The sequence below is a fragment of the Pseudomonas sp. CFBP 8770 genome, from assembly GCF_014841705.1.
GTDB lineage: Bacteria > Pseudomonadota > Gammaproteobacteria > Pseudomonadales > Pseudomonadaceae > Aquipseudomonas.
The window spans coordinates 408,420-432,295 of sequence record NZ_JACYUL010000002.1 but is presented as its reverse complement, the minus strand read 5'-3'; the positions used below and the strand labels follow the sequence as shown (position 1 = coordinate 432,295).

At 66.6% G+C, this 23,876-nt stretch carries 4 protein-coding genes; 2 read left to right on the top strand and 2 right to left on the bottom strand.

The window, feature by feature from the left end; all coding sequences use genetic code 11:
- Positions 1–65 precede the first annotated feature (65 nt).
- On the bottom strand, positions 66–19,013 hold the full coding sequence (locus IFT98_RS06750; RefSeq protein ID WP_192047832.1) for a BapA/Bap/LapF family large adhesin: 18,948 nt from the start codon (positions 19,011–19,013) through the stop codon (positions 66–68).
- 603 nt (positions 19,014–19,616) lie between these two features.
- Between IFT98_RS06750 and IFT98_RS06745 the strand changes: the two genes are divergently transcribed.
- Positions 19,617–20,759, top strand: a complete 1,143-nt coding sequence (locus IFT98_RS06745) for a M14-type cytosolic carboxypeptidase (RefSeq protein ID WP_192047831.1) — start codon at positions 19,617–19,619, stop codon at positions 20,757–20,759.
- Positions 20,760–20,787: 28 nt separating this feature from the next.
- Positions 20,788–21,903, top strand: a complete 1,116-nt coding sequence (gene zapE / locus IFT98_RS06740; RefSeq protein WP_446730813.1) for a cell division protein ZapE — start codon at positions 20,788–20,790, stop codon at positions 21,901–21,903.
- Between the two features lie 12 nt (positions 21,904–21,915).
- On the opposite strand, the gene IFT98_RS06735 is transcribed toward zapE, so the two are convergent.
- Complete coding sequence (locus IFT98_RS06735; RefSeq protein ID WP_192047830.1) at positions 21,916–23,793, bottom strand: AMP-binding protein; 1,878 nt, start codon at positions 23,791–23,793, stop codon at positions 21,916–21,918.
- Positions 23,794–23,876: the final 83 nt, after the last annotated feature.

Sequence of the window (23,876 nt, the reverse complement as noted above, 5' to 3'; positions counted from 1 at the left end):
ATTCAGGCGGCGTGCGACTTCCTGCCGCGACGCCGGGCCCGCAGGCCCGACGCTGGTAGCGGGTATCAGACGACACTGATACCGCTCTGGACCCACAGATGGTGCGAGGGGTCCTCCTGGGGAGTGTAGACGTTGTACTGCACGCCGTTGTCCGTCTGCGTGGCGCCCGGCGCCCAGGTTGCGCCGGTCATGTGTACGGTGTCGTGGCTGTCGCCCAGAATCAGAAGCTTGTCGGTGCTGGCGTCGGTGACCGACAGCAGGTCGCTCAGGCTCAAGGTCAGGTTGACCTTGCTGGACTGGCTCAGGTCGATGACCTCGATGTTGTTGATGCGCGCCGCCAAATTGCTCAGGTCGATATCGGCATCGCCGCCGCTCCACTTCAACGTATCGGTCCCGGTACCGCCGTCCACCGACGCGAACGTCTGGTCGTAGATGACGATGGTGTCGTTGCCGTCCTGACCGTGCAAGGTCAGCGCCCCGCCCTGCACGCCATCGAGCAGATCATCGCCCGAAGTGCCTTGCGGGTCGTGCCGGTCGCTGCCGGCAACGGCAGCGTGATCGGCGCTGGTGTCGTCACTGGCGAACGACGCCAGGCGCGCGAAGGTAGCCGGCGCGGCGGCGTTGTTGAGGTTGATGGTCAGGGTGGCGGTATCGCTGGCTCCGGTCGGGTGGTTGAGTTGATAGGTGAACACGTCGGTCTGGCCAATCACGGCGCTGCCCTGGTTCAAGGTCGGTGTATAGGCATAGCTGCCATCTGCGTTGACCAGCAGCGCGCCATGGGCACCGGCAATGGTCACGCCATTGACCCCGGGCAGAACGAAGGCGCCGGCACTCAGTACGCTGAGCGAGGTGTACGAGGAACCCAGTACATCGGCGCCCGCCCCGGTCAGCAGGTTGCCCACCGCCGTGGTGGCGCTGCCGACCACGAAGGTGCTGGTGGACGTCGCCTCTTGCCGTACCGCGGCGGTGTAGCTCGATGCCACTCCCAGGCCACCGTTGGTGACGACCAGGCGGTAGGTGCCGGCAGTCTGGTCCTCGACGCGCACACCCACGCCAGCGCTGCCGACCGCGATCAGGTTGGCACCCGAATAGGACCCTACCTGAACATAGGTGCCGTTGGCCTGCAGCTTGGACAGCACGAAGTTGACCGGCGACAGCAGCGACAGGCCGCTGCCGGTGACCGACAAGGTCAGGTCGCTCAAGGTGTTCGGCGCCACAGTGAATGTGAACTCGCCGCGACCGCCGAGCAAGCTGCTGTCATAGCGACCGATCGTGGCCGTGTTGTCGGTGAACTGACCGACCAGGCTCAAGGCACTCGCCGCGGTGTCATTGATCGCGTCCACCAGGGTGGCATTGGCGGCCAGGTTGTTGGGGTTCCACACCTCATTGACGTTGGCGCTGTCGATGCGCACGTACAGATGGGCCGTCGAGCTCAAGCCATTGGGGTGCACCAACTGGTACTGGAAGTCTTCGACCTTGCCCACGCTGGCGACCGCCCCGCTCGGGTTATAGGTGTACTTACCGGTGGAATCGATGGTGAGCTGGCCGTACAGGCCCTGCACCATGGTGCCCGCACCGGCCGTTACGTAGGTGCCGTTCTTGAGTACCTGCAACACCGCACCGTTGTCCGGCCCGGTGCGGTCGGCCAGGCCGTTCACACCGGGATCGGTGATGACGTTGCCATCCAATGGCGCCGGGGTTCCGGTGAACTGGGTCAGGCTGGTGGTCACGAACTGGATCTGCGTGGTCAGGCTGTCGAGCAGCGAAACCAGACTGCTGGCGACCGTCAGGCGATAGTTGCCGGCTTGCAGCAAGCCGATGTCGGCCTGCACCTGGTTGGTACCCAGCCCGATCAGATTGAGCAACTGCGGATTGGTCGTGCTGTTGGCCAGGGTTACCCAGTTGCCGGCGGCGTTCTGCACCTCCAGAACGAAAGCCGACGCTGGCAGCACACCGAGCAAGGCGTTGTTGGTCACCGTGATCAACGGATCGGTCACGGTACCGGCAGCCACCGTGAAACCGAACGCCTTCACCTGGCCCAGCAGCAGGCTGACACTGGTGTTGGTGTACTCGCTGGCCACCGTGACCGGTGTGATGTTGACCGTAGCGGTTGCCAGGTTGTTGGAGGCGGTCACCGGTTCGTTGACGTCGATGTCCGGTGCCACCACAGCCGCGCCGGCGCTGACATTGCCGCGCCCGTCGGTGAGCGTGACACTCAGGCGCTCGCCGTTGATCTGCGCGGCGGTCAAGGCCACGGTGAAGGTACCATCAGCCCCCACGGTGACCGGCGCCACGTTGAGCACGACGCCGTTGGCCGCCTTGACGCTGACCGTGGCGCCCGGCTCGCCGGTACCGCGCAGGGTCAGGCCATCGCCCGCCACTACCAGCCCGGTGGCCAGGCTCGGTGGGGTCAGGTCCGGCGCGGTGGTGGTGGCCGTCGGCGAAACGTTGGCTGCGGCATCGGCCTGGCTGACGGTCAGCACCTGGCTGTTGATCTGCGCGGCATTGAGGGTAACGCTGTAGGTGCCGTTGGCGGCGACCAGCGCCGTGCCCAGCACGCTGGCGCCACTGCGCACAGTGACGGTGGCCCCCGCCTCGCCGGTGCCCGACACCACTGTGCCGCTGGCACTGATAGTGGCGGTTGGCGCAGCCGGTGGCGTGGTGTCGGCCACACCCAGTTGGCCCGCTGCGGACACGTTGCCGGCCGCATCGGTGAGGGTCACGCGCAGCGCGCCTCCGTTGAGCTGCGGCGCAGCCAGTGTCACGGTGAACAGACCCAGCGCGTTCACCGGCCCTTCGGCCAGCAGAGCGTTGTTGGCCCCGTAGACCTTGACGGTGCTGTTGGCTTCGCCCACGCCGCTCAGGCTCACGCCGCCGACCAGCAACAGCGCGGTCGGTGCGTTCGGCGCGGTGGCATCACGGGCCGTGAGTGTGGTGATCGGCGACGTCAGCCCAGCGGCGTCGGTCTGCACCACGGTCAGTTGCTGACCATTGAGCTGCGCGGCGCTGAGGCCGACGCTGAAGTTGCCGCTGGCATCGACCACGGCGTTGCCCAATGCCACGCCGCCGACGCTGACGGTCACCCGCGCGCCGGCCTCGCCCTGCCCGGTCACGGTGCTGCCATTGGTGGCCAGCGCGACGTTGACCAACGCCGTCGGTGGGGTGGTGTCGAGCGCCAGGAACGGCGTGCCCACCGACACATTGCCGGCGGCATCGGCCAGCTTGACGCTGAGCAATTGGCCATTGAGTTGCGGGCTGCTCAAGGTCACCGCAAAGGTGCCATTGGGCAGGACGGTGGCCGTGCCGATGGCAACCCCTGCAGCGTTGTAGACGGTCGCGATGGCACCGGCTTCACCGGTGCCGCTGAGGGTCTGCCCGGCATTGCTCAGGCCGGTGATGACCGGTGCCACGGGTGCGATGATATCGGGTGCAGCGATGCTGACCGCTGTCGACACGTTCTGCGCGGCATCCACCTGCACCGCCGTCAGGGTACCGCCGTTGGCCTGGGCCACTGGCAGCACCACGGCAAAGCTGCCGTTCAAACCGACCACGCCAGTGCCTACCACCACGCCGGCGGCATTGGTGACCCGCACGGTGGCGCCTACCTCGCCTCGGCCGGTAACGAGCGTACCGGTACCGTTGACGTCCAGTGCGGTGATGGGCACTGGCGCGGTGCTGTCGACCGAGGTGTAGAAGGTCGCGATCGACGTGAGCGCGCCTTTGGTGGCGTGCAGTTCGAGCACCTGGCCGTTGGCCTGGGGTGGATTGAGGGTCACGGTAAAGGTCGTACCGGTGGTGACACCGGTGCCGAGCACGGTCCCGGCGGCGCTGCGCACCACCACGGTAGTGCCCGCCTCGGTGGTGCCGGTCAGGGTCACGCCGTTGCTGGTGATGGTGCTGACCTGCGGCGCGGCCGGTGGCAGCTCCACAGGAATGTTCAACGAGGCGATACCCGAAGGATTGCCCGCCGCATCGGTCTGGATCACGGTCAACAGCTGACCACCGAGGGCAGCCGGCAGCAGCGGCACCTGGAAGTTGCCATTGACGTCGACCACCGCCGTGCCAAGCACCACAGGGGTCTGCCCGACCAGCAACCCGACACTGACGGTCGCCCCGGCCTCACCCTTGCCGGTGAGCACGGTGCCCGCGGCATTCACCACCAGTTGCGTGGCCAGGCTCGGTGGAGTGATATCGGGAACGGTCAAACGTGCCAGCGCGGATTTGTTGCCGGCGGCATCTTGGGCGTACACCTCCAGCGTCCCGCCATTGAGTTGTGCCAGGCTCAGCGGCACGCTGAAGGTGCCATTGGCGCCGACCAGAACGTTGCCTAGCGCAGCGCCCTGAGCGTTGCTCACGAACACTCTTGCGCCCGCCTCGGCCGTGCCGTTGAACAGCAGACCGTTGGCGCTCAGGCCCAACCCTGTCGGCAGCGCCGGTGGGGTCAGATCGGGGGCGTTGACGGTAACCCCGGCGGAGGTGTTCCCCGCAGCGTCGCGCTGGACCAGCAGCAAGGCTTCGAAGTTGGTCTGCGGGGTGCTCAGGGTGACGTTGAACGTGCCGTCCGCTGCAACGACAGCCGTGCCCAGTGTCGCGTTCAGCGGACCGGTGACGGTCACCGTCGCGCCGGCTTCGCCACGCCCGGTGACGATACGACCGTCGGCGCTGACCGCCGTCAGAGTCAATGCCAGTGGTGCGGTGACATCCGGTACGGCAAAGTTGAACGGCAGCGAGACGTTGCCAGCCACGTCGGCCTGGGTCACTACAAGCACCTGGCCGTTGAGTTGAGGGGTAGCCAGGTTGACGGTGAAATTACCATCGACATCGGCAGTGGCCGCGCCGATCTGCACGCCCAGCACGTTCTTGACTACGATGCGCGCGAGCGCTTCGCCGCTGCCGGTCAGTTGCAGGCCGTTGGTCGATACCGCCAGGTTGACCAGTGCGGTCGGGGCCTGGAGATCGGTGGCGGTGATGGTGACCGCAGCGGAGGCGTTGCCGGCGGCATCGACCTGGCGGACGCTGAGCACTTCGCCGTTGATCTGCGCCACGCCGAGCGTGACGCTGTAGGTGCCATCGGCGTTGACCGTACCGGTGCCCACCGACACATTGAGGTTGTTGCGGATGACCAACTGCGCGCCGGGCTCGCCGGTACCGGTGAGCAGCGTACCGGTCGCGTTCAGCGCCAGAATGGTCGGCGCCGCCGGAGGCGTGGTGTCGCCGGCCAGCAGGCTGCCGGGGCCCGAGACATTGCCAGCTGCGTCGGTCAGCGTCACCACCAGCGACTGACCGTTGAGCTGCGCCGGCAACGTCACCTGGAAGGTACCATCGGCGGCTACGGTGGTCGCCGTGCCCAGGGTCACGCCTTCCGCGTTCTTCACCAGCACGGTGGCATTGGCTTCGCCCACACCACTGAGCACGGTACCGCCGGCATTGAGCAGCAGTTGCGTCGGCGCAGCCGGTGGGGTCAGGTCCGGGGCGAAGATCGGTGTGCTCGCACCCACGTTGCCGGACACATCCGTCTGGGCCACGGTCAGCGGCTGATTGTTGATCTGCGCCGGCGACAGGGTCACAACGAAGCTGTTGTCGGCTGCCACTTGCGTGCTGCCCAGGACTACCCCAGCGGCGTCGCGCACGGTCACCGTGGCGCCAGGCTCTCCCCGGCCGGTGACAGTGGCACCGGTGGTGAGGTTGATTGCCACCTGGGTCAGCAAATCGGGCGCAGTGGTGTCCGGCGAATTGATCGTCGCAATTGGCGAGACATTGCCTGCGGCATCGGTCTGCACCAGGTTCAGGAGCTCGCCGGTGATCACCGCGGGCGTCAAAGTGACGCTGAAATTGCCCGCCGCCGATACCGGGCCGCTGCCCAGTACGGTACCGTCCAGGCGGGTCACGCTGACCACGGCACCGGGCTCGCCCTTGCCGGTCAACAGGCTGGTGAGTGCGCCGTCATTGCTGATGGCGATGTTGGTCAAAGGCACCGGCGCGGTGGTGTCGCCCGCCAGAATGGCGCCTGGCACCGACACGTTGCCCGCGGCATCGGTCAGGGTCACGCCCAGCGCCTGGCCGTTGACCTGCGCCTGGCTCAACACCACCTGGAAGCTGCCATCGAGCAGGACCGTGGCGGTGCCCAGAACGACGTTCTGAGCATTGGTAACGGTAACCAGTGCACCGGGTTCGCCCGTGCCGGTCAGCACAAGGCCCTGGTTGATGACCGCCAGATCGGCCGGCGCTGCGGGTGGCGTACGGTCGCCGGCGAGCGTGACGAGGGCCTGCGAAGCGTTGCCGGCCAGGTCGGTCTGCACCACGCTCAAGGCTTGGCCATTGAGCTGTGGCGTGGCCAGGTTGGCAATGAACACCCCGGTCACCGCCACCACAGCAGTGCCCAGCACCACATTGCCAGGGCCGGTGATCACCACGGTCGCACCGGCTTCGCCGCGGCCGGTCAGAACCGTGCCGTCGAGGCTGACCGACAGAGCGCCGAGGTTGGTGGGTGCGGTCACGTCCGGCGCCGTCAGTTGCGCTGGCAGCGAGGTCAGCGCGCCGTCGGCGGCCGTGACCTGGAGGATCTCGCCATTGAGCTGGGTAGCAGAAAGCTGCAACTGGAAGACGCCGCTGCCATCGACGGTCGCGGTGCCCAGAACGGTCCCCTGCAGGTTGCGCACGGTGATCAGGTTACCGACATCACCCTGGCCCACCAACTGCAGGCCGTCGGTGCTGAGCACCAGTGCGGTGGGTACATCCGGGCCATTGGTGTCCGGTGTGGTGACCGTGGCGACGGTCGAAACGTTGCCGGCCAGGTCGGCCTGGGTGACGCTGAGCAAGGTGCGGTCGCCGGAGATCGGATTGAGCGTCACGGTGAAATTGCCGTTGCCATCGACCGTGGCCGTGCCGACCGAAATACCGCCCACGCCGAGTACGGTGACTTGCGCGCCGATTTCGCCCTTACCGGTCAACAGCGCGCCGTCGGCGCTGACCACAAGGTCGGTGACCGGGTTCGGCACAGTGGTGTCGGGCGCGACCACGAGGGTGGTCGACGACACGTTGCCCGCCGCATCGGTCGAGGTGACCAGCAAGGTCTGGCCATTGGTCTGCGCCGCTCCCAGAACGACTTCGTAGCTGCCGTTGGGCGCGACTGTGGCGCTCCCCAGCACATTGCCCTGGGCATCGCTGACGATCACCGTGACCACGGTGCCCGGTTCCGCAACACCCACCACTGCCCCGCCGTTGAGGTCAACGGCAGCGGTAGGAGCCGCAGGCGGCGTGCTGTCCACCGCCGGCACCAGCGCCGTCGGCGAAAGGTTGCCGGCCACATCGGTCTGCGACACCGCAAGGTTGCCGCCGCCCAACTGCGCGACCGGGAACGGTACGGTGAAGGTGCCGGTAACGCCGATGACGACGCTGCCCAGCGCAGTACCATCGGGCGCGAGCACGGTAACGGTGGCGCCCACTTCGCCGCGACCGGTCAGTTGGGTGCCATCGGCACTGGCCAGCAGATCGGTCAGTGCGCCCGGCGCGGTCAGGTCGAGGGCCTGCACTTGCGCAGGCACCGAGACCCGCGCACCGAGGCTGGCAACCACTTCCAGCTGTTCGCCGTTGAGCTGCGGGCTCGACAGCGCGACCGTGAAAGCACCGTTGCCATCGGCCACTGCGGTGCCCAGCACCACGCCGGTGGCACTGCGTACGGTCACGGTATTGCCAGCATCGGCCAGACCGCTCAGCTGCAGGCCGTTCCCACTGAGCAGCAGCGCGCTGGGTTGGTCCGGACCGGTGCCGTCGGGTGCAGTAACGTCGACGTCGTCCGACGCGTTACCCACGGCATCTTCTTGGACAACGGTGAGCACGTCCCCCGGGGCGACGGGGGCAGTGAGGGTGATGAGGAAGCTGCCCGTGGCACCGACCACGCCAGTACCGATCACGGTGCCGCCCGCGTCGCGCACGGTCACCTCGGCAGCAGGCTCGCCGCGGCCAGCCAGCAGATCGCCGTTCGGGCTGATCACCAGCGCGGTCACCGGCGCAGGTGGGGTAGTGTCCAGCGCCAACAGCGTGGTGCTGGCGGACACGTTGCCGGCGGCATCGGTGGAAGTCACCAGCAAGGTCTGGCCGTTGGCCTGCGCGGTGCCCAGGTCGACCTCGTAGCTGCCATCGGCTGCCACCGTGGTAGTGCCCAGCACATTGCCTTGAGCATCGCTGACGATCACAGTGACCACCGTGCCGGGTTCGGCGGTGCCGGTAACCAGGGTGCCGGCAGGATTGAGCACCGCTGCTGGAGCGTCGGGCAGCGTGCTGTCGCGAGCAATCACGGTCACGGCTGTCGATGGGTTGTTGCCGCCGTCCACCTGCACGGCACTGAGCACCTGACCATTGGTCTGCGCGACGTTCAGCGCAACGGTAAAGGCGCCCGTGACGCCGACCGTCGCCGTGCCCAGCACGGCGTTGTCGGGGCCCCGAATGGTCACGATCGAGCCGGCCTCGCCGCGCCCGGTGACCTGCGTGCCGTCGAGGCTGACCAGCAGGTTGCTGATCAGGCCGGGCGGCGTGGTGTCTGCTACCGTGATCAGCGCAGACAGCGATACCAGCGCGCCGCTGGTGGCGATGACTTCGAGGGTTTCGCCATTGGTCTGGGCTGCGTTCAGTGCGACCTGGAAATTGCCCGTGGCGTCTACCACTGCCGTGCCCAGTACCACGCCCGTCACGCTGCGGACGGTAATGGTGTTGCCGACATCGCCCTGCCCGCCGAGGGTCAGGCCATTGCCGCCCAGCAGCAGCGCAGTGGGTTGATCGGGACCGTTGACATCCGGGGCGACCACGACGGTTGCCGTCGACACGTTGCGGGCCGCATCGGTCAAGGTGACGTTGAGCACCTCGTTTTCGGTGGCGGCGCGCAGCAGCACGACTGTGAAAATGCCGTTCGGACCGACCGCTGCGGTGCCGAGCAAGTCGCCGTTGACGGCGCGCACGGTGGCAGTGCTGCCGATTTCGCCCTGGCCGACCACGGTCAGACCATCAAGGCTGACACCCAGGGCAATGGGCGCATCCGGCGCGGTGAGGTCGGCGGCGATTACGGTGATGCTGGTCGAGGTGTTGCCGGCGGCATCGGTCGACGTGACCAGCAGCGTCTGGCCGTTGGTTTGCGGAAACGCCAGGTCGACCTGGAAGGTGCCGTTGGCCGCGACCGTGGCTGTGCCCAGCACATTGCCCTGGGCATCGCTGACCACCACCGAGACCACGCTGCCGGGTTCTGCCTTGCCGATGACCGCCCCGCCCTGCGGCGTGAGCACCACATCGGTCGGCGCTGCCGGCGCTTGCAGGTCCGGTGCGTTCAGCGTGACGTTGGCAGAGAAGTTGCCCGCGGCATCGACCTGGCTGACAGTGAGCTGCTGCAGGTTCACCTGAGGATTGTTCAGCGTGATGGTGAACTGCCCGCTGGCGTTGACGTCGGCGCGGCCCAGCTCGGTGTTGCCGAGCAGTACGCGAACCGAAGCCCCGGCCTCGCCGCGACCGCTGACCACCAGGCCATCGGCGCTGATGAGCACTCCGCTGAGCGCCGTCGGCGGGGTAATGTCCGGCGCCTGCAGCGCAACCGGCACCGAGCCGTTGCCGGCCGCATCGGTCTGCAGCACGTCCAGAAGCTGGCCGTTGGCCTGGGGCGGATCGAGCACCAGGCTGAACGTGCCATTGGCGGCAACCACGGCCGAGCCGAGCACGGTGCCGGCGAGGCTGGTGACGGTGACGGTCGCACCCGCTTCGCCGCGCCCAGTGATCAGGCTGCCGTCGGCGTTGATGACAGGCGCCACCACCGCCACCGGTGCCAGGGTGTCGCGACCAACCACGCTGCCCACCAGGGACAGGTTGCCCGCGCTGTCGCCGAGGGTGACCCTCAGGGTACCGCCGTCGATCTGCGGCGCATCCAGAGTGATCTGGAACGTGCCGTTGGCGTTCACGGTGCCGGCGCCGACCTGGACGCCCAGGGCGTTGCGCACCACCACGCTGGCACCCGCCTCGCCGGCGCCGGTCAACACCGTGCCGACATCATTGAGCACCAGCGCCACCGGCGCCTCGGGCGCTGTCAGGTCCGGTGCGATCAGGGTCACGCCCAGCGACAGGTTGCCGGCCGTATCGGCCTGAGTCACGGTGAGCACCTGCAGGTTGGTCTGGGCAGGCACCAGGTTGACCGTGAAGGTGCCGTCCGTGGCCACCGTGGCGGTGCCGACCGACTGGTTCAGCGCATTGCGCACGGTGACTTGCGCACCTGCCTCGCCGCTGCCGGTAACCAGCGCACCGTTGGCGCTGAGCTGAACGTTGGCAAGCAGGTCAGGCGCGGTGGTATCCCCGGCAGTCAGCGACACCGGAATCGAAACACGACCAATCGCGTCAGTGGCCTGAACACTCAACACTTCGCCATTGCGTTGCGGGGCATCGAGCAGGATGCTGAACGTACCCAACGCATTGACGGTGCCGCTGCCCAGCAGCACGCCTGTGGTATTGGTAACACGGATGAGGGCGCCCGCCGAACCGGTGCCGGTGAGGATCGCGCCTTCCAGTGTCAGCAGCAGATTGGCCGGAGCGATCGGAGCACCGCCATCCGGGCCGTTGACCTGCGCCGGCAGCGAGGGGTTGCCTGCGGCATCGGTTTCGATCACGGTCAGCACGTCGCTGAGGATGGCAGGCCGGTTCAGGGTAACCAGGAAAGTGCCGTTCGCATTCACCGTGCCGGTGCCGAGCAGATCGCCGTTGGCGGCGGTGATGCGCACCGTGGCATTGGCCTCACCCGAGCCGCTGAGCAAGGTGCCGTCGGCGCTGACCACCAGATTGCTGACCGCGACCGGTGGGGTGATGTCGGCTGCCAGCAGGGTGGCCGACTGCGAGGTATTGCCTGCCGCATCGGTGGCCGTGACGCGCAGGGCCTGGCCATTGGCTTGCGCTGTCGCCAGGGTAATGGCGAAGGTGCCATCGCTGCCGGCAACGCCGCTGCCGACGACTTGGCCCTGAGCCCCGGTGATGCTGACGGTCGCACCTGCCTCGGTGACACCCGAAAGCAGCGTGCCCGCCAGGCTCAGCGACAGCCCGGTCGGCACCGCCGGGGCAGTGATGTCGGCTGCCTGCAGGCTGAAGGTTGGCGAGACATTGCTGGCGGCGTCGACCTGCACCAGCGACAGCGTCTGCCCATTGAGTTGCGGACTGGTCAAGGTAACGCTGAAACTGCCGTCCGCGCCTACCACGGCGCTGCCCAGCGATACGCCAGCGACACTGCGCACAGTGACCGTGGCACCGGCCTCACCCGTGCCGCTGACCAGCCGACCGTCGCTGCTGAGCACGACGTTGAGCAGTGCGGTCGGCGCGGTGGTGTCCGGGGCGGTCAGCGGTGTGGCTGGCGAGGTGTTGCCCGCCGCATCGCTCTGCGTGACGGCCAACAGTTGCCCGGCTACCTGCGGCGTGTCCAGGCTGATCTGGAAGCGGCCATTGGCGCCTACCACGCCACTGCCGACGAGGTCTCCGTTGGCATTTCTGATCTGAACGGTTGCACCGATCTCGCCGGTACCACTGAGCAACAACCCGGTGGCGTCGAGCACCAGCGCAGCGGGCGCCAGGGGAATCGAGGTATCGCCTGCCTGCACGCTGACCACTGCGGACTCGTTGCCGGCCGGGTCACGTTGCGACAAGGTGAGGGTCTGGCCGTTGTTCTGGGCCTGGTTCAGGTTGACGCTGAACAGGCCATTCGCATCCACCACGCCAGTGCCCAGCAACACGCCATTGCTGGCGAACACGGTAACCGTGGCACCTGCTTCGCCACGCCCGCTGACCACCAGACCATCGGCGCTTACCAGTGGCTGCAGCACGCTGCCGGGCAGGGTCAGGTCCGGTGCGGTCACAGTCGCCGGCAGCGAGCTGTTGCCTGCCCCATCGACCTGGTTGACCTGCAAGCGTTGCGCATCTATCTGCGGCGGCGTCAGCGTCACGCTGAACTGCCCGTTGATACCGACGACGGCCGTGGCGATGGCCACGCCGGCCGGGTTGAGTACGGTGACCGTGGCGCCTGCTTCGCCGCGCCCGGTGATCAGGCTGCCGTCATTGCTGATGACGACATTGGTCAGCGCCGGAGCCGTGCTGTCGATGGCGGTAAGCTGGCCTGGCAGCGAATTGAAGCCACCGCTGCTGGCGACGACATCCAGTTGTTCGCCATTGGTCTGCGCCGCGCTCAAGGTCAGTTGGAACGTGCCATCGGCATTGACCGTGGTGGTGCCCAGCACGCCAGTGGGGCCACGCACCGTGATGGTGTTGCCAACGTCGGCAATGCCGGTCAGGCGCAGGCCGTCGGCGCTGAGCACCAGCGCGGTGGGTTGATCGGGCCCGTCGGCGTCGGGCACCGTCACGCTGGCGGGCAGCGAAACATTGTCGAAACGGTCGGTGAGCGTCACGCTCAGCACGGCGTTCTGTGCGACGGGTGTGAGAATGACCAGGAAACTGCCAGTCGGCCCGACGGTGCCGGTACCGATCTGCGTGCCTTGGGCATCGAACACGGTAACCGTGGCACCGACTTCGCCTTTGCCGGCCAGCAGGGTACCCGCGGGATTGACCGCAAGATCGGTGGCCAGGTTGGGCGCAGTCAAGTCGGCGGCAATGACGGTGATCGAGGTGGACACGTTGCCGGCGGCATCGGTGGAGGTCACCAGCAGGGTCTGGCCATTGGTCTGCGGCGTATCCAGATTGACCTGGAAAGTGCCGTTGGCGGCAACGGTTGCGGTGCCCAGCACATTGCCCTGGGCGTCGCTGACCACCACCGACACCACCGTGCCGGGCTCGGCCTGGCCAGTGACGGCCGAGCCTTGCGCCGTCAGCACGACGTTGGTGGGCGCGCTCGGCGCCTGCAGGTCAGGCGCGGTCAGGTTGACGTTGGCCGAGAGGTTGCCGGCGGCATCGGCCTGGGTCACGGTGAGCGACTGCAGATTGATTTGAGGTGTGGCCAGCGTGACCGAGAAGCGGCCATCGGCGCCGACCGTCGCGGTGCCCAGTTCGCCCCCGGCACTGGTCAATACCCGCACGGTCGCGCCCGCTTCACCCACACCGGTAACGACCACGCCATTGGCGCTGATGGCAACGTTGTTCAGGGCGATGGGGGCAGTCACGTCCGCGGCGATCAGCGCCACTGGCAGCGACAGGTTGCCCGCAGCGTCCACCTGCTGGACATCGAGCACCTCGCCATTGGCTTGCGCAGGCACCAGGTTGACAACGAAGCTGCCGGTTGCGCCGACCACAGCACTGCCAAGCACAGTGCCATTGGCCGCGGTCACGCTGACCGTCGCGCCTACTTCACCCTTGCCGGTCAGCAACGTGCCCGCCACATTGAGCTGCAGGCCGGTCACCACCCCCGGTGCGGTAACGTCGGCGACGGGCAACGCCGCCGAGGGCGAAACGTTGCCTGCCGCGTCCGTCAACGTCACTTGCAAAGTGGTGCCGGTCAACTGCGCCGTGGTCAGGGTGATCTGGAACGTGCCATTGGCGGCCACGCTACCGTTGCCGATGATCACGCCTGCCGCATCGCGCACGGCGACCGTGGTGCCCGCCTCGCCCACACCGCTCAGAACGGTGCCCTGGGCGTTCAGGCTCAAGCCCGACGCAGCCAGCGGAGCGGTGAAATCCGGGGCGGTAACGCTGACCGCCGCCGAGACATTGCCACCCGCATCGGTCTGGGTGGCGGTCAGTACCTGGCGGTCGATCAGGGCCGGGGTGAAAGCGATGCTGAAGGTGCCATCGCTGCCGACCGTACCGGTGCCGAGCAATTGGCCCTGGGCGCCGCGCACGTTGACCGTGGCACCGACCTCACCCGTACCGCTCAAGGTGCTGCCGTTGGCGCTGAGCTGGACGTTGTCGAGGGCATCGGGTGGCGTGGCGTCCAGCGCCGTGAGCAGGGTCGGCACCGACACGCGCACGCCGTCGCTGGCCTGCACGCTCAGCAGCTCGCCGTTGTTCTGCGCCGGCGACAGGGTCAGGCTGAACTGGCCGGCGGCATTGACCACGGCCGAGCCGAGTACTGCGCCTTGCCCATCGACGACGGTCACGGTGTTGCCGGCCAGGGCAGTACCGGTGAGCGTCACGCCATCGAGGCTGATCACCAGGTTGCCGGGGGCGACCGGCTCGTTGCCGTCCGGCCCGTTGACGGTGACGGGTGTCGATGCATTGCCGGCCGCATCGGTCTCGATCACGTTGAGGACGTCGCTCTGCAGCGCCGCACGGTTCAAGGCAATGACGAAAATACCATTGGCACCCACGGTGCCGCTGCCGATCAGGTCGCCGTTGGCGGCCCGTACGGCGACGCTCGCGCCCACTTCACCGGTGCCCGACAGCGTCAGGCCATTAGGACTGATCGCCAGGTTGCCGACCGCAATCGGCGCGGTGGTGTCGACGGCGACCAGAGTGCTGGCTGCCGAGTTGTTGCTGGCCGCGTCGGTGGCCACGGCCTTGAGGCTTTGGCCATTGGTCTGGGCCGCGCTCAAGGTGATGCTGAAGGTACCGTTGGCTGCCACTGTGCCGGTGCCCAGCAACGCACCTTGTGCATTGGTGATGCGCACGGTGGCGCCGGCTTCGGCGGTACCGGTCAGCACCAGCCCGCTGGCATCCAGTGCCAGCGCGGCCGGAGCGCCGGGCACAGTCACATCGGCAGCGCTGACGAAGGTGGTCGGCGACACGTTGCCGCTTGGGTCGGCCTGGGCGGCGCCCAGGCGTTCGCCGTTGACCTGGGCACTGGCCAGGCCAACGCTGAAGGTGCCATCGCTGCCCACCACGGCGCTGCCGAGCAGTGCGCCATTGGCCGCGCGAACGGTGACCGTGGCCCCGCTCTCACCGGTGCCGGTCACGCTCAGTCCATCACGGCTCAGGAGCACATTGGCCAAGGCGCCGGGAGCCGTGCTATCGGCAGCGGTGATCGCTACCGGCACCGAGGTCTGGCCGGCGCCGTCAGTCTGGGTGACCTCAAGCACCTGGCCGTTGGCCTGGGCCGGAGACAGGCTGACCTGGAACGTACCGTTAGCCGCGACCACGGCATTGCCCAGCTCGACGCCATTGGCACCGACCACGCGCACCGTGGCACCCGCCTCGCCCACGCCGGTCAACACGGTTCCGCTGCTGTTGAGCTGCAAGGCAGCGGGTGCGGCAGGCGCATCGGTGTCGGGCGCTTGCGCCAGGGCGACGGGCGAGCGGTTACCGGCAGCGTCGCTCTGGCTGACGCTGAGGTTCTGGCCGTTGGTCTGTGCAGCGTTGAGCGTAACGCTGAACAAGCCGTCGTTGCCCACCGTTGCCGTGCCCAGGGTGAGGCCGTTGGGCGCGAGCACCGTAACCGTGGCGCCGACTTCGCCGCGTCCGGTCAGGATCAGGCCGTCGTTGCTCACGGCCAATTGCGAGAGCGCGGCCGGTGCGGTGAGGTCGGGCGCGATCAGGTCGACGGCCGTGGCGCTGTTGCCCGATGCATCGGTCTGGACGACCTGAAGCTGTTGGGCGTCCAGTTGCGGTGGGTTCAAGGCGACGCTGAAGGTACCGTCGGTGGCGACGGTGCCGGTGCCGATCATCGCACCATTGGCGCCACGCACAGTGACGCTAGCACCCGCTTCACCGCTACCGGTCACGGTAGCGCCGTTGGCGCTGATGGCGACGCCGCTCACCGGGTCGGGCGCGGTCGAGTCGAGCGCGGTGATTTCTACCGGCACCGAGGCCTCGCCCAGCGCATCGGTGGCGACCACCGACAGCACTTCACCGTTGGTCTGGGGTTGGCTCAGGGTAATGACGAACGTGCCGTTGGCGGCCACGGTAGCCGTGCCCAGCAGGTTGCCCTGGGGGCCGAAGACGTTGACGGTGTTGCCGGCGCTGCCGGTGCCGGTCAACTGCAGCCCATCGCTGCTCAATGCCAGATTGCCAGGCGTGCCCGGGCCAATCGCGTCGGGTGCCGTGATGAAGACCGGGGTCGAGACATTTGCGGCAGCGTCGGCTTGCACCGCGCCGAGCAGGTCGCCTTCGACGGCGGCCGGTGCCAGCGCCGTGCTGAAATTGCCGTTGGCGCCGACCGTGGCAGTGCCGATCACCACGCCTGCAGCATTGCTGATGGTCACCGTGGCACCCGGCTCGCCGCGTCCGGTCAGGGTCAGGCCGTCGGCGCTGATCAGCAGGTTGGTGACCGCATTCGGCGCGGTGGTATCCGGCGCCGTGAAGGGAACTGCTGCCGAGCTGTTGCCGGCTGCATCCACGGCGCTCAACGTCAGTGCCTGGCCATTGGCCTGGGCACTCGACAGGGTGACCTGGAAGGTGCCGTCGGCCGCGACCAGCGCCGTGCCCAGCAGCGTGCCGGCTGCATTCTTCACCGACACCGTGGTACCGGCCTCAGCCACGCCCGAGAGCACGGTACCGCCGGCATTCAGGGCCAGGTTGCTCGGCGCCACCGGCGCTTCCAGATCAGGTGCGGTCAGGGCGACATTGGCCGAGGCATTGCCGGCGGCGTCCTGTTGACCGATGAGCAGCGCCTGGCCGTTGGTCTGTGGCGTAGCCAGGGACAGGCTGAAGGTGCCATCGGCCGCGACCACGCCGGTGGCCAGCAGCACCCCGCCCGCGCCGCTGACAGTGATGGTATCGCCCGGTTGGCCACGGCCGCTCACCAGGCTGCCGTCGGCACTGATGGTGACCTGGCTCAAATCCACGCCGGCAGTGATATCAGGTGCCGTCGTCGGCACTGCGGCGGAAAGATTGCCGGCCGCATCGGTCTGGGTGACGCTGAGCACTTGCCCATCGGCCTGAGCCGGCGCGAGAGTGACGACAAAGTTGCCGGCCTGATCGACCGTGCCGGTGCCCACTACATTGCCTTGGGCATTGCGCACGATCACCGTGGCACCCGGCTCGCCGGTGCCGGTCAAGGTTGCTCCATCGGCGCTGAAGCCGAGGTTGCCGACAGTGGCTGGGGCCGTGCTGTCGGGTGCCACGAACGGCACCGGTACCGAGGCTTCGTTATCGAAATCGGTGGCGATGAGCGTCAGCGTCTCGCCATTGGTCTGGGCCTGGCCGAGGATGACCGAAAAGGTCCCATCGGCATTGACGATGGCGCTACCCAGCAGCACGCCCTGGCTGGTGAATACGCGCACGGTGTCGCCGGCATTGCCGGTACCCGTCAGGGTCAGGCCGTCCTGGCTCAGGTTGAGGTTGTCCGGAGTGCCGGGGCCGATGTCATCGGGCACCAGCATGCTGAACGTGGAGGTGACGTTACCGTTCTCGTCGGTCTGCGTGGCAGTGATCGGTTCATTGGGGGTGAGGCGCAGTGCAAAACGGATGAAAAAGCGGCCGAAAGCGTTCACCACCGCACTGCCGATGGCGTCGCCGGCGGCGTTGGTGATGGTCACGGTGTCGCCCGCCTGGCCGCGGCCGCCGCAGGAGAAACCATCGGCGCTGACGACGAAATCGGTGATCGGTTCGGACACGCTGAGGTCCGGCACCTGCAACTGGCCCGGCAGCGACGCATTGCCCGCCGCATCGGTGGCCACCACGCTCAGGGTTTCGCCGTCGATCTGGGCTGCGCTCAAGGTGATCTGGAAGATGCCGCTGGCGTTGGCTGTACCGGTGCCGAGCAGGTTGCCGGCAGCGTCGCGCACCGCCACGGTAGCGCCTGCTTCGGCGCGCCCGCTGAGCACCAACCCGCTGCCATCAATGCTCAGATTGCTCGGCGCAGCCGGGGCCTCGATGTCTGGGGCCAGCACGTTGGCGGGCAACGACACATTGCCTGAGGCGTCGGTCAGCGTAACCGCCAGGCCCTGCCCGTTGGCCTGTGCAGGACTGAGGTCGACGCGGAAATTGCCGTTGGTGTCCACGGTCCCGGTAGCGATCAGGTTCCCGGCCGCATCGGTGACATTGACCACCGTGCCGGCCTCACCGCGACCGGTCAGCACGCTGCCATTGGCGCTGACGGCCAGGCCGGTCGGCGCGTTTGGAGCGGTGGTGTCGGGTGTCGGGTCAGGCGTCGGATCAGGGGTTGGGCCAGGCGTCAGGTCAGGCGCGATCAGGCCTGCGGCGGGCGATTGGTTGCCCGCTGCATCGGTTTGCGTGGCGCTCAAGGCTTCGCCGTTGATCTGCGGCGGGGTCAGGGTCAGGTTGAACGTGCCGTCGGCCGCTACCACGGCCGAGCCCAGGACCACGCCGGTGGCCGTGGTCAGGGTAACGGTGGCGCCGGGCTCGCCGGTGCCGGTCAAGGTGCTGCCATCTGGGCTGAGCGTCAGCGCACCGGGCGCTGCGGGCGCAGTGGTATCGGGTGCGGTGATGACCACCGGGTCCGAGCTGTTGCCCGAGCCGTCGGTGATGATCACTTCCAGCGATTCACCATTGGCCTGAGGCGCGGGGAACAGCACTTGGAAATTGCCATCGGCATCCACGGTTCCGCTGCCGACAACATTGCCTTGCGCATCGCGAATGGTCACCGCTGCATTGCTTTCGGCGCTGCCCGAAACGCTGCTGCCATCGGCGGCGAAACTGAGCCCGGTCGGGGCGCCCGGTGCCGTCGTGTCAACGGGCGGTACTGGTTCCACGGGCGGTACGGGCGCACCGCCACCGCCGCCGCCACCACCGCCTCCGCCACCCACTGCAGCCGTGGTGGCGCCTACGCCCACTAGGCCGAACGCAGCGAGCAACCAGCCAGGCGTGGCACCGCTGGCGGCCGCACCGGCCAGCAGCAATTCGTCCACGGTCGAGGCTTCGGAGAAGGTAAAGCCGGTAAAGGGTTCGCCGTAGTTGGCCTGCCAGAGAAAACCATCCTGGCCTTCGAAGACCAGCTCGCTCTGTTGCCCGGCCGCATCCACCTTGAAGAAGTCTCCAAGCGTGATCTGTTCACCGGATTTGAGCGTGATGGTCAGGTTGTTGCCGGAACGCGTGGCCGAAGCGACATCGCCGGGATCCACTGGCAGTTTGACCAGACTGGTATCCAACAGCTTTATATTGCCCCAAGCGATTTCCGAGGTGCTTTCCGCCGACTTCGCAGCAACAACGATACTGTCCATACCTACTCCTAGCAGATTCTTGCAGTGCACCACGGGGCACTGCACAAACAACTTCACTCGCACTGGGCGCCGACCGACGCCAGTGATTCAAGGTCTCTTCTAGTACTTGTCCCGAACGGGATGCTGCACACTGGGGCGATTCATCCGTAACAGCCCGGCTGCACGATGAACGATTGACAATTTTCCATGACGAGCCCACCTTAAACTTTTAACTGCTTGTTTTAGATCGACTTATGCAAAACCTTAAACTTGATTACTGCTTTATGGCGCTGCGCCATCTATTGGTTAGGCTAGTACGTGATGCTACTCAAGAGCTGACGATTTATAACAATTCTTGAATATCACATCGCTATCATTGGAAGGAGTGGAGGCAAATTCAGTGGCGCGATATTAGTTTGCGCAACAAGTAAGGCCAGATAATCGATTCATCACTCATTGAAGCGCTTGCGCGATTTGCATGTTGCAGGTGCGCAGGCGAACGCTCCCTCACGCCCCTCGTCCTGGCGCATGAAGATCACCCCCTGAAGTGAGTGCGCTAGTTGCGAAGTGGCCCGGTGCTCGGTGTACAGTGGGCGGTACAAGAACTCACTCCAGGACCCTACCGTGACCCGCCCAGCCCCGCTGATCAGCGCCGACTTCGATAGCGGCAACATCGAAGCCATCGACCTACGCGACCCTCTCGACATCCAACTGGCGATTCGTCCCGACCGGCAGAGCCCACACTTTCAGTGGTTTCACTTCAAGGCCGCCGCGCTGCAGATCGGGCAACGTTACGAGTTCACGCTGCAGAACGCTGCGCAGTCTTCCTATAACAATGCCTGGCACGGTTACCACGCGGTGGCATCCTGCGACCAGCAGACCTGGTTCCGCGTGCCCAGTACGTTCGATGGCCAGGCACTGCGGTTCGGTCTGCAAGCCCAGAACAGCGAGATGTGGTTCGCCTATTTCGAGCCCTACAGCCGGCAGCGGCACGACGCCCTGATCAATCGCGCGATCACCCAGGCCGACCTGCAGCTGCTCGCCGTCGGGCAAAGCTGCGAAGGGCGGGAAATACCGTTGCTGCGCAAAGGCGACGGTGCACCCGGCAAGCGTCGGCTGTGGCTGATCGCCCAGCAACACCCTGGCGAGCACATGGCGCAGTGGTTCATGGAGGGCGTGATCGACCGTCTGCAGGCGAATGATTCGCAGATCCAGGCTCTGCTGGCGGTGGCCGATCTGTACCTGGTGCCGAACATGAATCCCGACGGCGCCTTCCACGGCCACCTGCGCACCAATGCCCGCGGCCGCGACCTGAACCGCGCCTGGCAAGACTCCAGCGCCGAGTACACCCCCGAGGTGTTCTTCGTGCAGCAGCAGATGGACAAGCATGGTGTCGACCTGTTCATCGACGCCCATGGCGATGAGGAAATCCCGTACGTCTTCACGGCTGCCTGCGAAGGCAATCCCGGCTATACACCCCGCATCGCTCAGTTGGAACAGACCTTTCGCGAACTGCTGTGTGCCCGTACAGCAGATTTCCAGGCCGTACACGGCTACACCCGCGACAAGCCCGGCGAGGCCAACATGACCCTCGCCTGCAACAGCGTCGGCGAGCGGTTCGACTGCCTGTCGCTGACTCTGGAGATGCCGTTCAAGGATCACGATGCGGCTCCGGATGCACTTACCGGCTGGAACGGCCAGCGCTCGGCGCGACTGGGCGGCGACGTGCTGAGCGTGCTGGCGCAGATGGCGGCTAACCTGCGTTGACCCCCACGTTGCTCGAGGAGCGCCCCGATTGACCGCACCGCCGTCGCTGCTCGCCTTGTACAGGCGTCTGTTCAAAGCTGAACGCAACGCCCAGCCCTGCGCCGACGCTGGCCACGCCGGTGGCGCATTGCGCGCCTGGTTCAGCGAGCGCGCCCGGCAATCGGGCTATACGCTGGGCGCCGATCAGTCGCGGGTCATCGACAGCATGGCCGAGCGCATGCCCGCGTTGCTGCAGGGCACGTCGGCGAGTGGTCTGTACCTGTATGGGGCCGTGGGGCGCGGCAAGAGCTGGCTGCTCGACGGCCTGTTCCGCGCCGCCCCCGTGGAAGAGAAACGGCGCCTGCATTTCCATGATTTTTTCGCCAAGCTGCATCAGGGCATGTTCCATCACGCTCAGGCGGCGGATCCGCTGGCCAGCACCCTGGATGAACTGCTCGATAACTGCCGCCTGCTGTGTTTCGACGAATTCCACGTGCACGACATCGGCGACGCCATGCTGATCACGCGCTTGTTCAAGGCGCTGTTCGACCGCGGCATCCTCTTGGTGGTGACCTCCAACTACCCGCCGGAAGGCCTGCTGCCCAACCCGCTCTATCACGAGCGCTTCCTGCCCGTCATCCAATTGATCAACGCGCGCATGCAGGTGCTCGAAGTCGGCGGTGCCACCGACTACCGCAGCCTGGCCCAGGCAGGCACGCAGCAGTGTTTCACCCGCGGTCACTACGTATGGCCGGGCACGGCGGCACAGCGTACGCTGCTGCAACTGCCGCCCGCCGACCTGGCACCGCTGGCGTTCACCGTGGGCCACCGCCAGCTGCGTGCCCGCCTGATCACGGGCGAGCGTATTCATTTCAACTTCGCCGACCTGTGCGAGGAGCCAACGGCCGTCATTGATTACCTGGCCCTGTGCAGGCGTTTCGAGTACTGGAGCATCGACCATCTGCCGCTGCTGGACGATTGTTCGACCGCGGTTCAGCAGCGCTTCATCAACCTCATCGACGTACTGTACGACCAGGACAAGACCTTGGTACTGGTCAGCGAGCGGCCCCTGGCCGAGAGCCTGGCAGGGTCGGTCATCGACCTGATGCGCACACGCAGTCGATTGGGACAGCTGATCATGCTGGGCGAGCCCCCGAGCCGGTAGATACTGCTCGCCCTAACGCGCGGCGAGCACCTGAGCGATTTCCTCCAGTATCGCCGGGTCATCGATGGTCGAAGGCGCGACGAACACTTCCTGCGAGGCGATCTTGCGCAGCACCGCCCGCAGGATCTTCCCCGAACGCGTCTTGGGCAGGCGCTTGACCACCAGCACCCGTTGCAGGCATGCCAGCGCCCCGATGGATTCGCGTACCTGAGCCACCAATTGTGCCTGCAGCACGGACGGGCTCACCGTACTGCCGTCCTTGAGCACCACCAGCGCCAGTGGCACCTCGCCCTTGATCTCATCGCTGACGCCGATGACGGCGCATTCCGCCACGTCGGCATGCCGGGCGACCAGATCCTCCATTTCACCGGTCGACAGCCGATGGCCCGAGACGTTGATGACATCGTCGGTGCGCCCCATGATGTGGACATAGCCGTCGGCATCCAGATAGCCACCGTCGCCGGTGTGGTAATAGCCGGGGTAGCGTTCCAGGTAGCTTTGCAGGTAGCGCGGGTGATCACCCCACAGGGTCTGGCTGCAACCGGGCGGCAACGGCAGCGCGATGACGATGGCGCCTTGCTCGCCCGGCGCCAGCAGCTCGCCTTGTTCGTCCAGTACCTGTACGTGATAGCCCGGCACCGCCCGATTGCTCGAACCCACCCGCACTGCCGAGCCTTCCAGGCCCATGCAGGGTGCGGTCACCGGCCAACCCGTCTCGGTCTGCCACCAGTGATCGTGAACCGGCTTGCCGGTCTGTGCCTCGAGCCAGCGATGGGTGCTGGAATCGAGCTTCTCGCCGGCCAGGAACAGCTGCCGCAGCGAACTCAGGTCGTAACCGCGCAGCAGCAATCCCTCAGGGTCTTCCTTGCGGATCGCGCGCATTGCGGTGGGCGCGCAGAACAGCGCGTTGACACCGTACTGCTCGACCACGCGCCAATAGCTGCCAGCATCCGGCGTGCGAATGGGCTTGCCCTCGTAGAGCACGCTGGTGCAGCCGCACATCAGCGGGCCGTAGACGATCAGCGAGTGGCCAACCACCCAGCCGACATCGGAAATCCCCCACCACACATCACCTGCGCGCATGCCGTAGATCGCGCCCATGGCGAAGGTCAGGGCCACCGCATTACCACCGGTTTCGCGCACGATGCCCTTGGGTTTGCCGGTGGTGCCGGAGGTGTACATCACGTAGAGCGGATCGCCGCTGGCCATGTCCACGGCCGCTGCGGGCGCAGCGTCGGCCAACTGTGCCTGCCAGTCCAGGTCGCGGCCTTCCTGCAGTGTGGCCAAAGCCTGCGGACGTTGCAGCACCAGCACCTGTCCGGGAGCCTGGCGAGCCAGGCCCATGGCCTTGTCCACCAGCGGCTTGTAGGCAATCACGCGGTCGAATTCCACCCCGCACGAAGCGGTGAGCAGCAGCTTGGGCCGGCAGTCGTCGATGCGCAGCGCCAGTTCATTGGCAGCAAAGCCACCGAATACCACCGAGTGCACCGCGCCGATCCGCGCGCAGGCCAGCATCGCCATCGCAGCCTCGGGCACCATCGGCATGTAGATCACCACGCCATCACCCTTGGCCACCCCCAGGCGGGTGAGCACGCCTGCCAGCCGCGCCACCTGGTCGAGCAGCTGCTGATAGGTGAAGCGTTGCTGTACGCCGGTCACCGGCGAGTCGTAGATCAGCGCAGTCTGTGCGCCGCGACCCAGCGCCACTTGCCGGTCCAGGCACAGGTAGCTGGTATTGAGACGGCCATCGGCAAACCAGCGATGGGTGCCGTCGGGCTGGACATCGAGCACCTGCTGCGGAGGGTGCGACCAGGCGACCGCCCGGGCCTGTTCTGCCCAGAAGCCGGCAGGGTCGGAAATGGAGCGTTCGTACGCTTGCTGATAGTTCATCGGTAGCAAACCCTGGATTGTTGTTATTGAAGGGCGAGCGTTGAGTATGGCTGGGGTTGGCCGAGCTGCCAGCCGACCAAGGT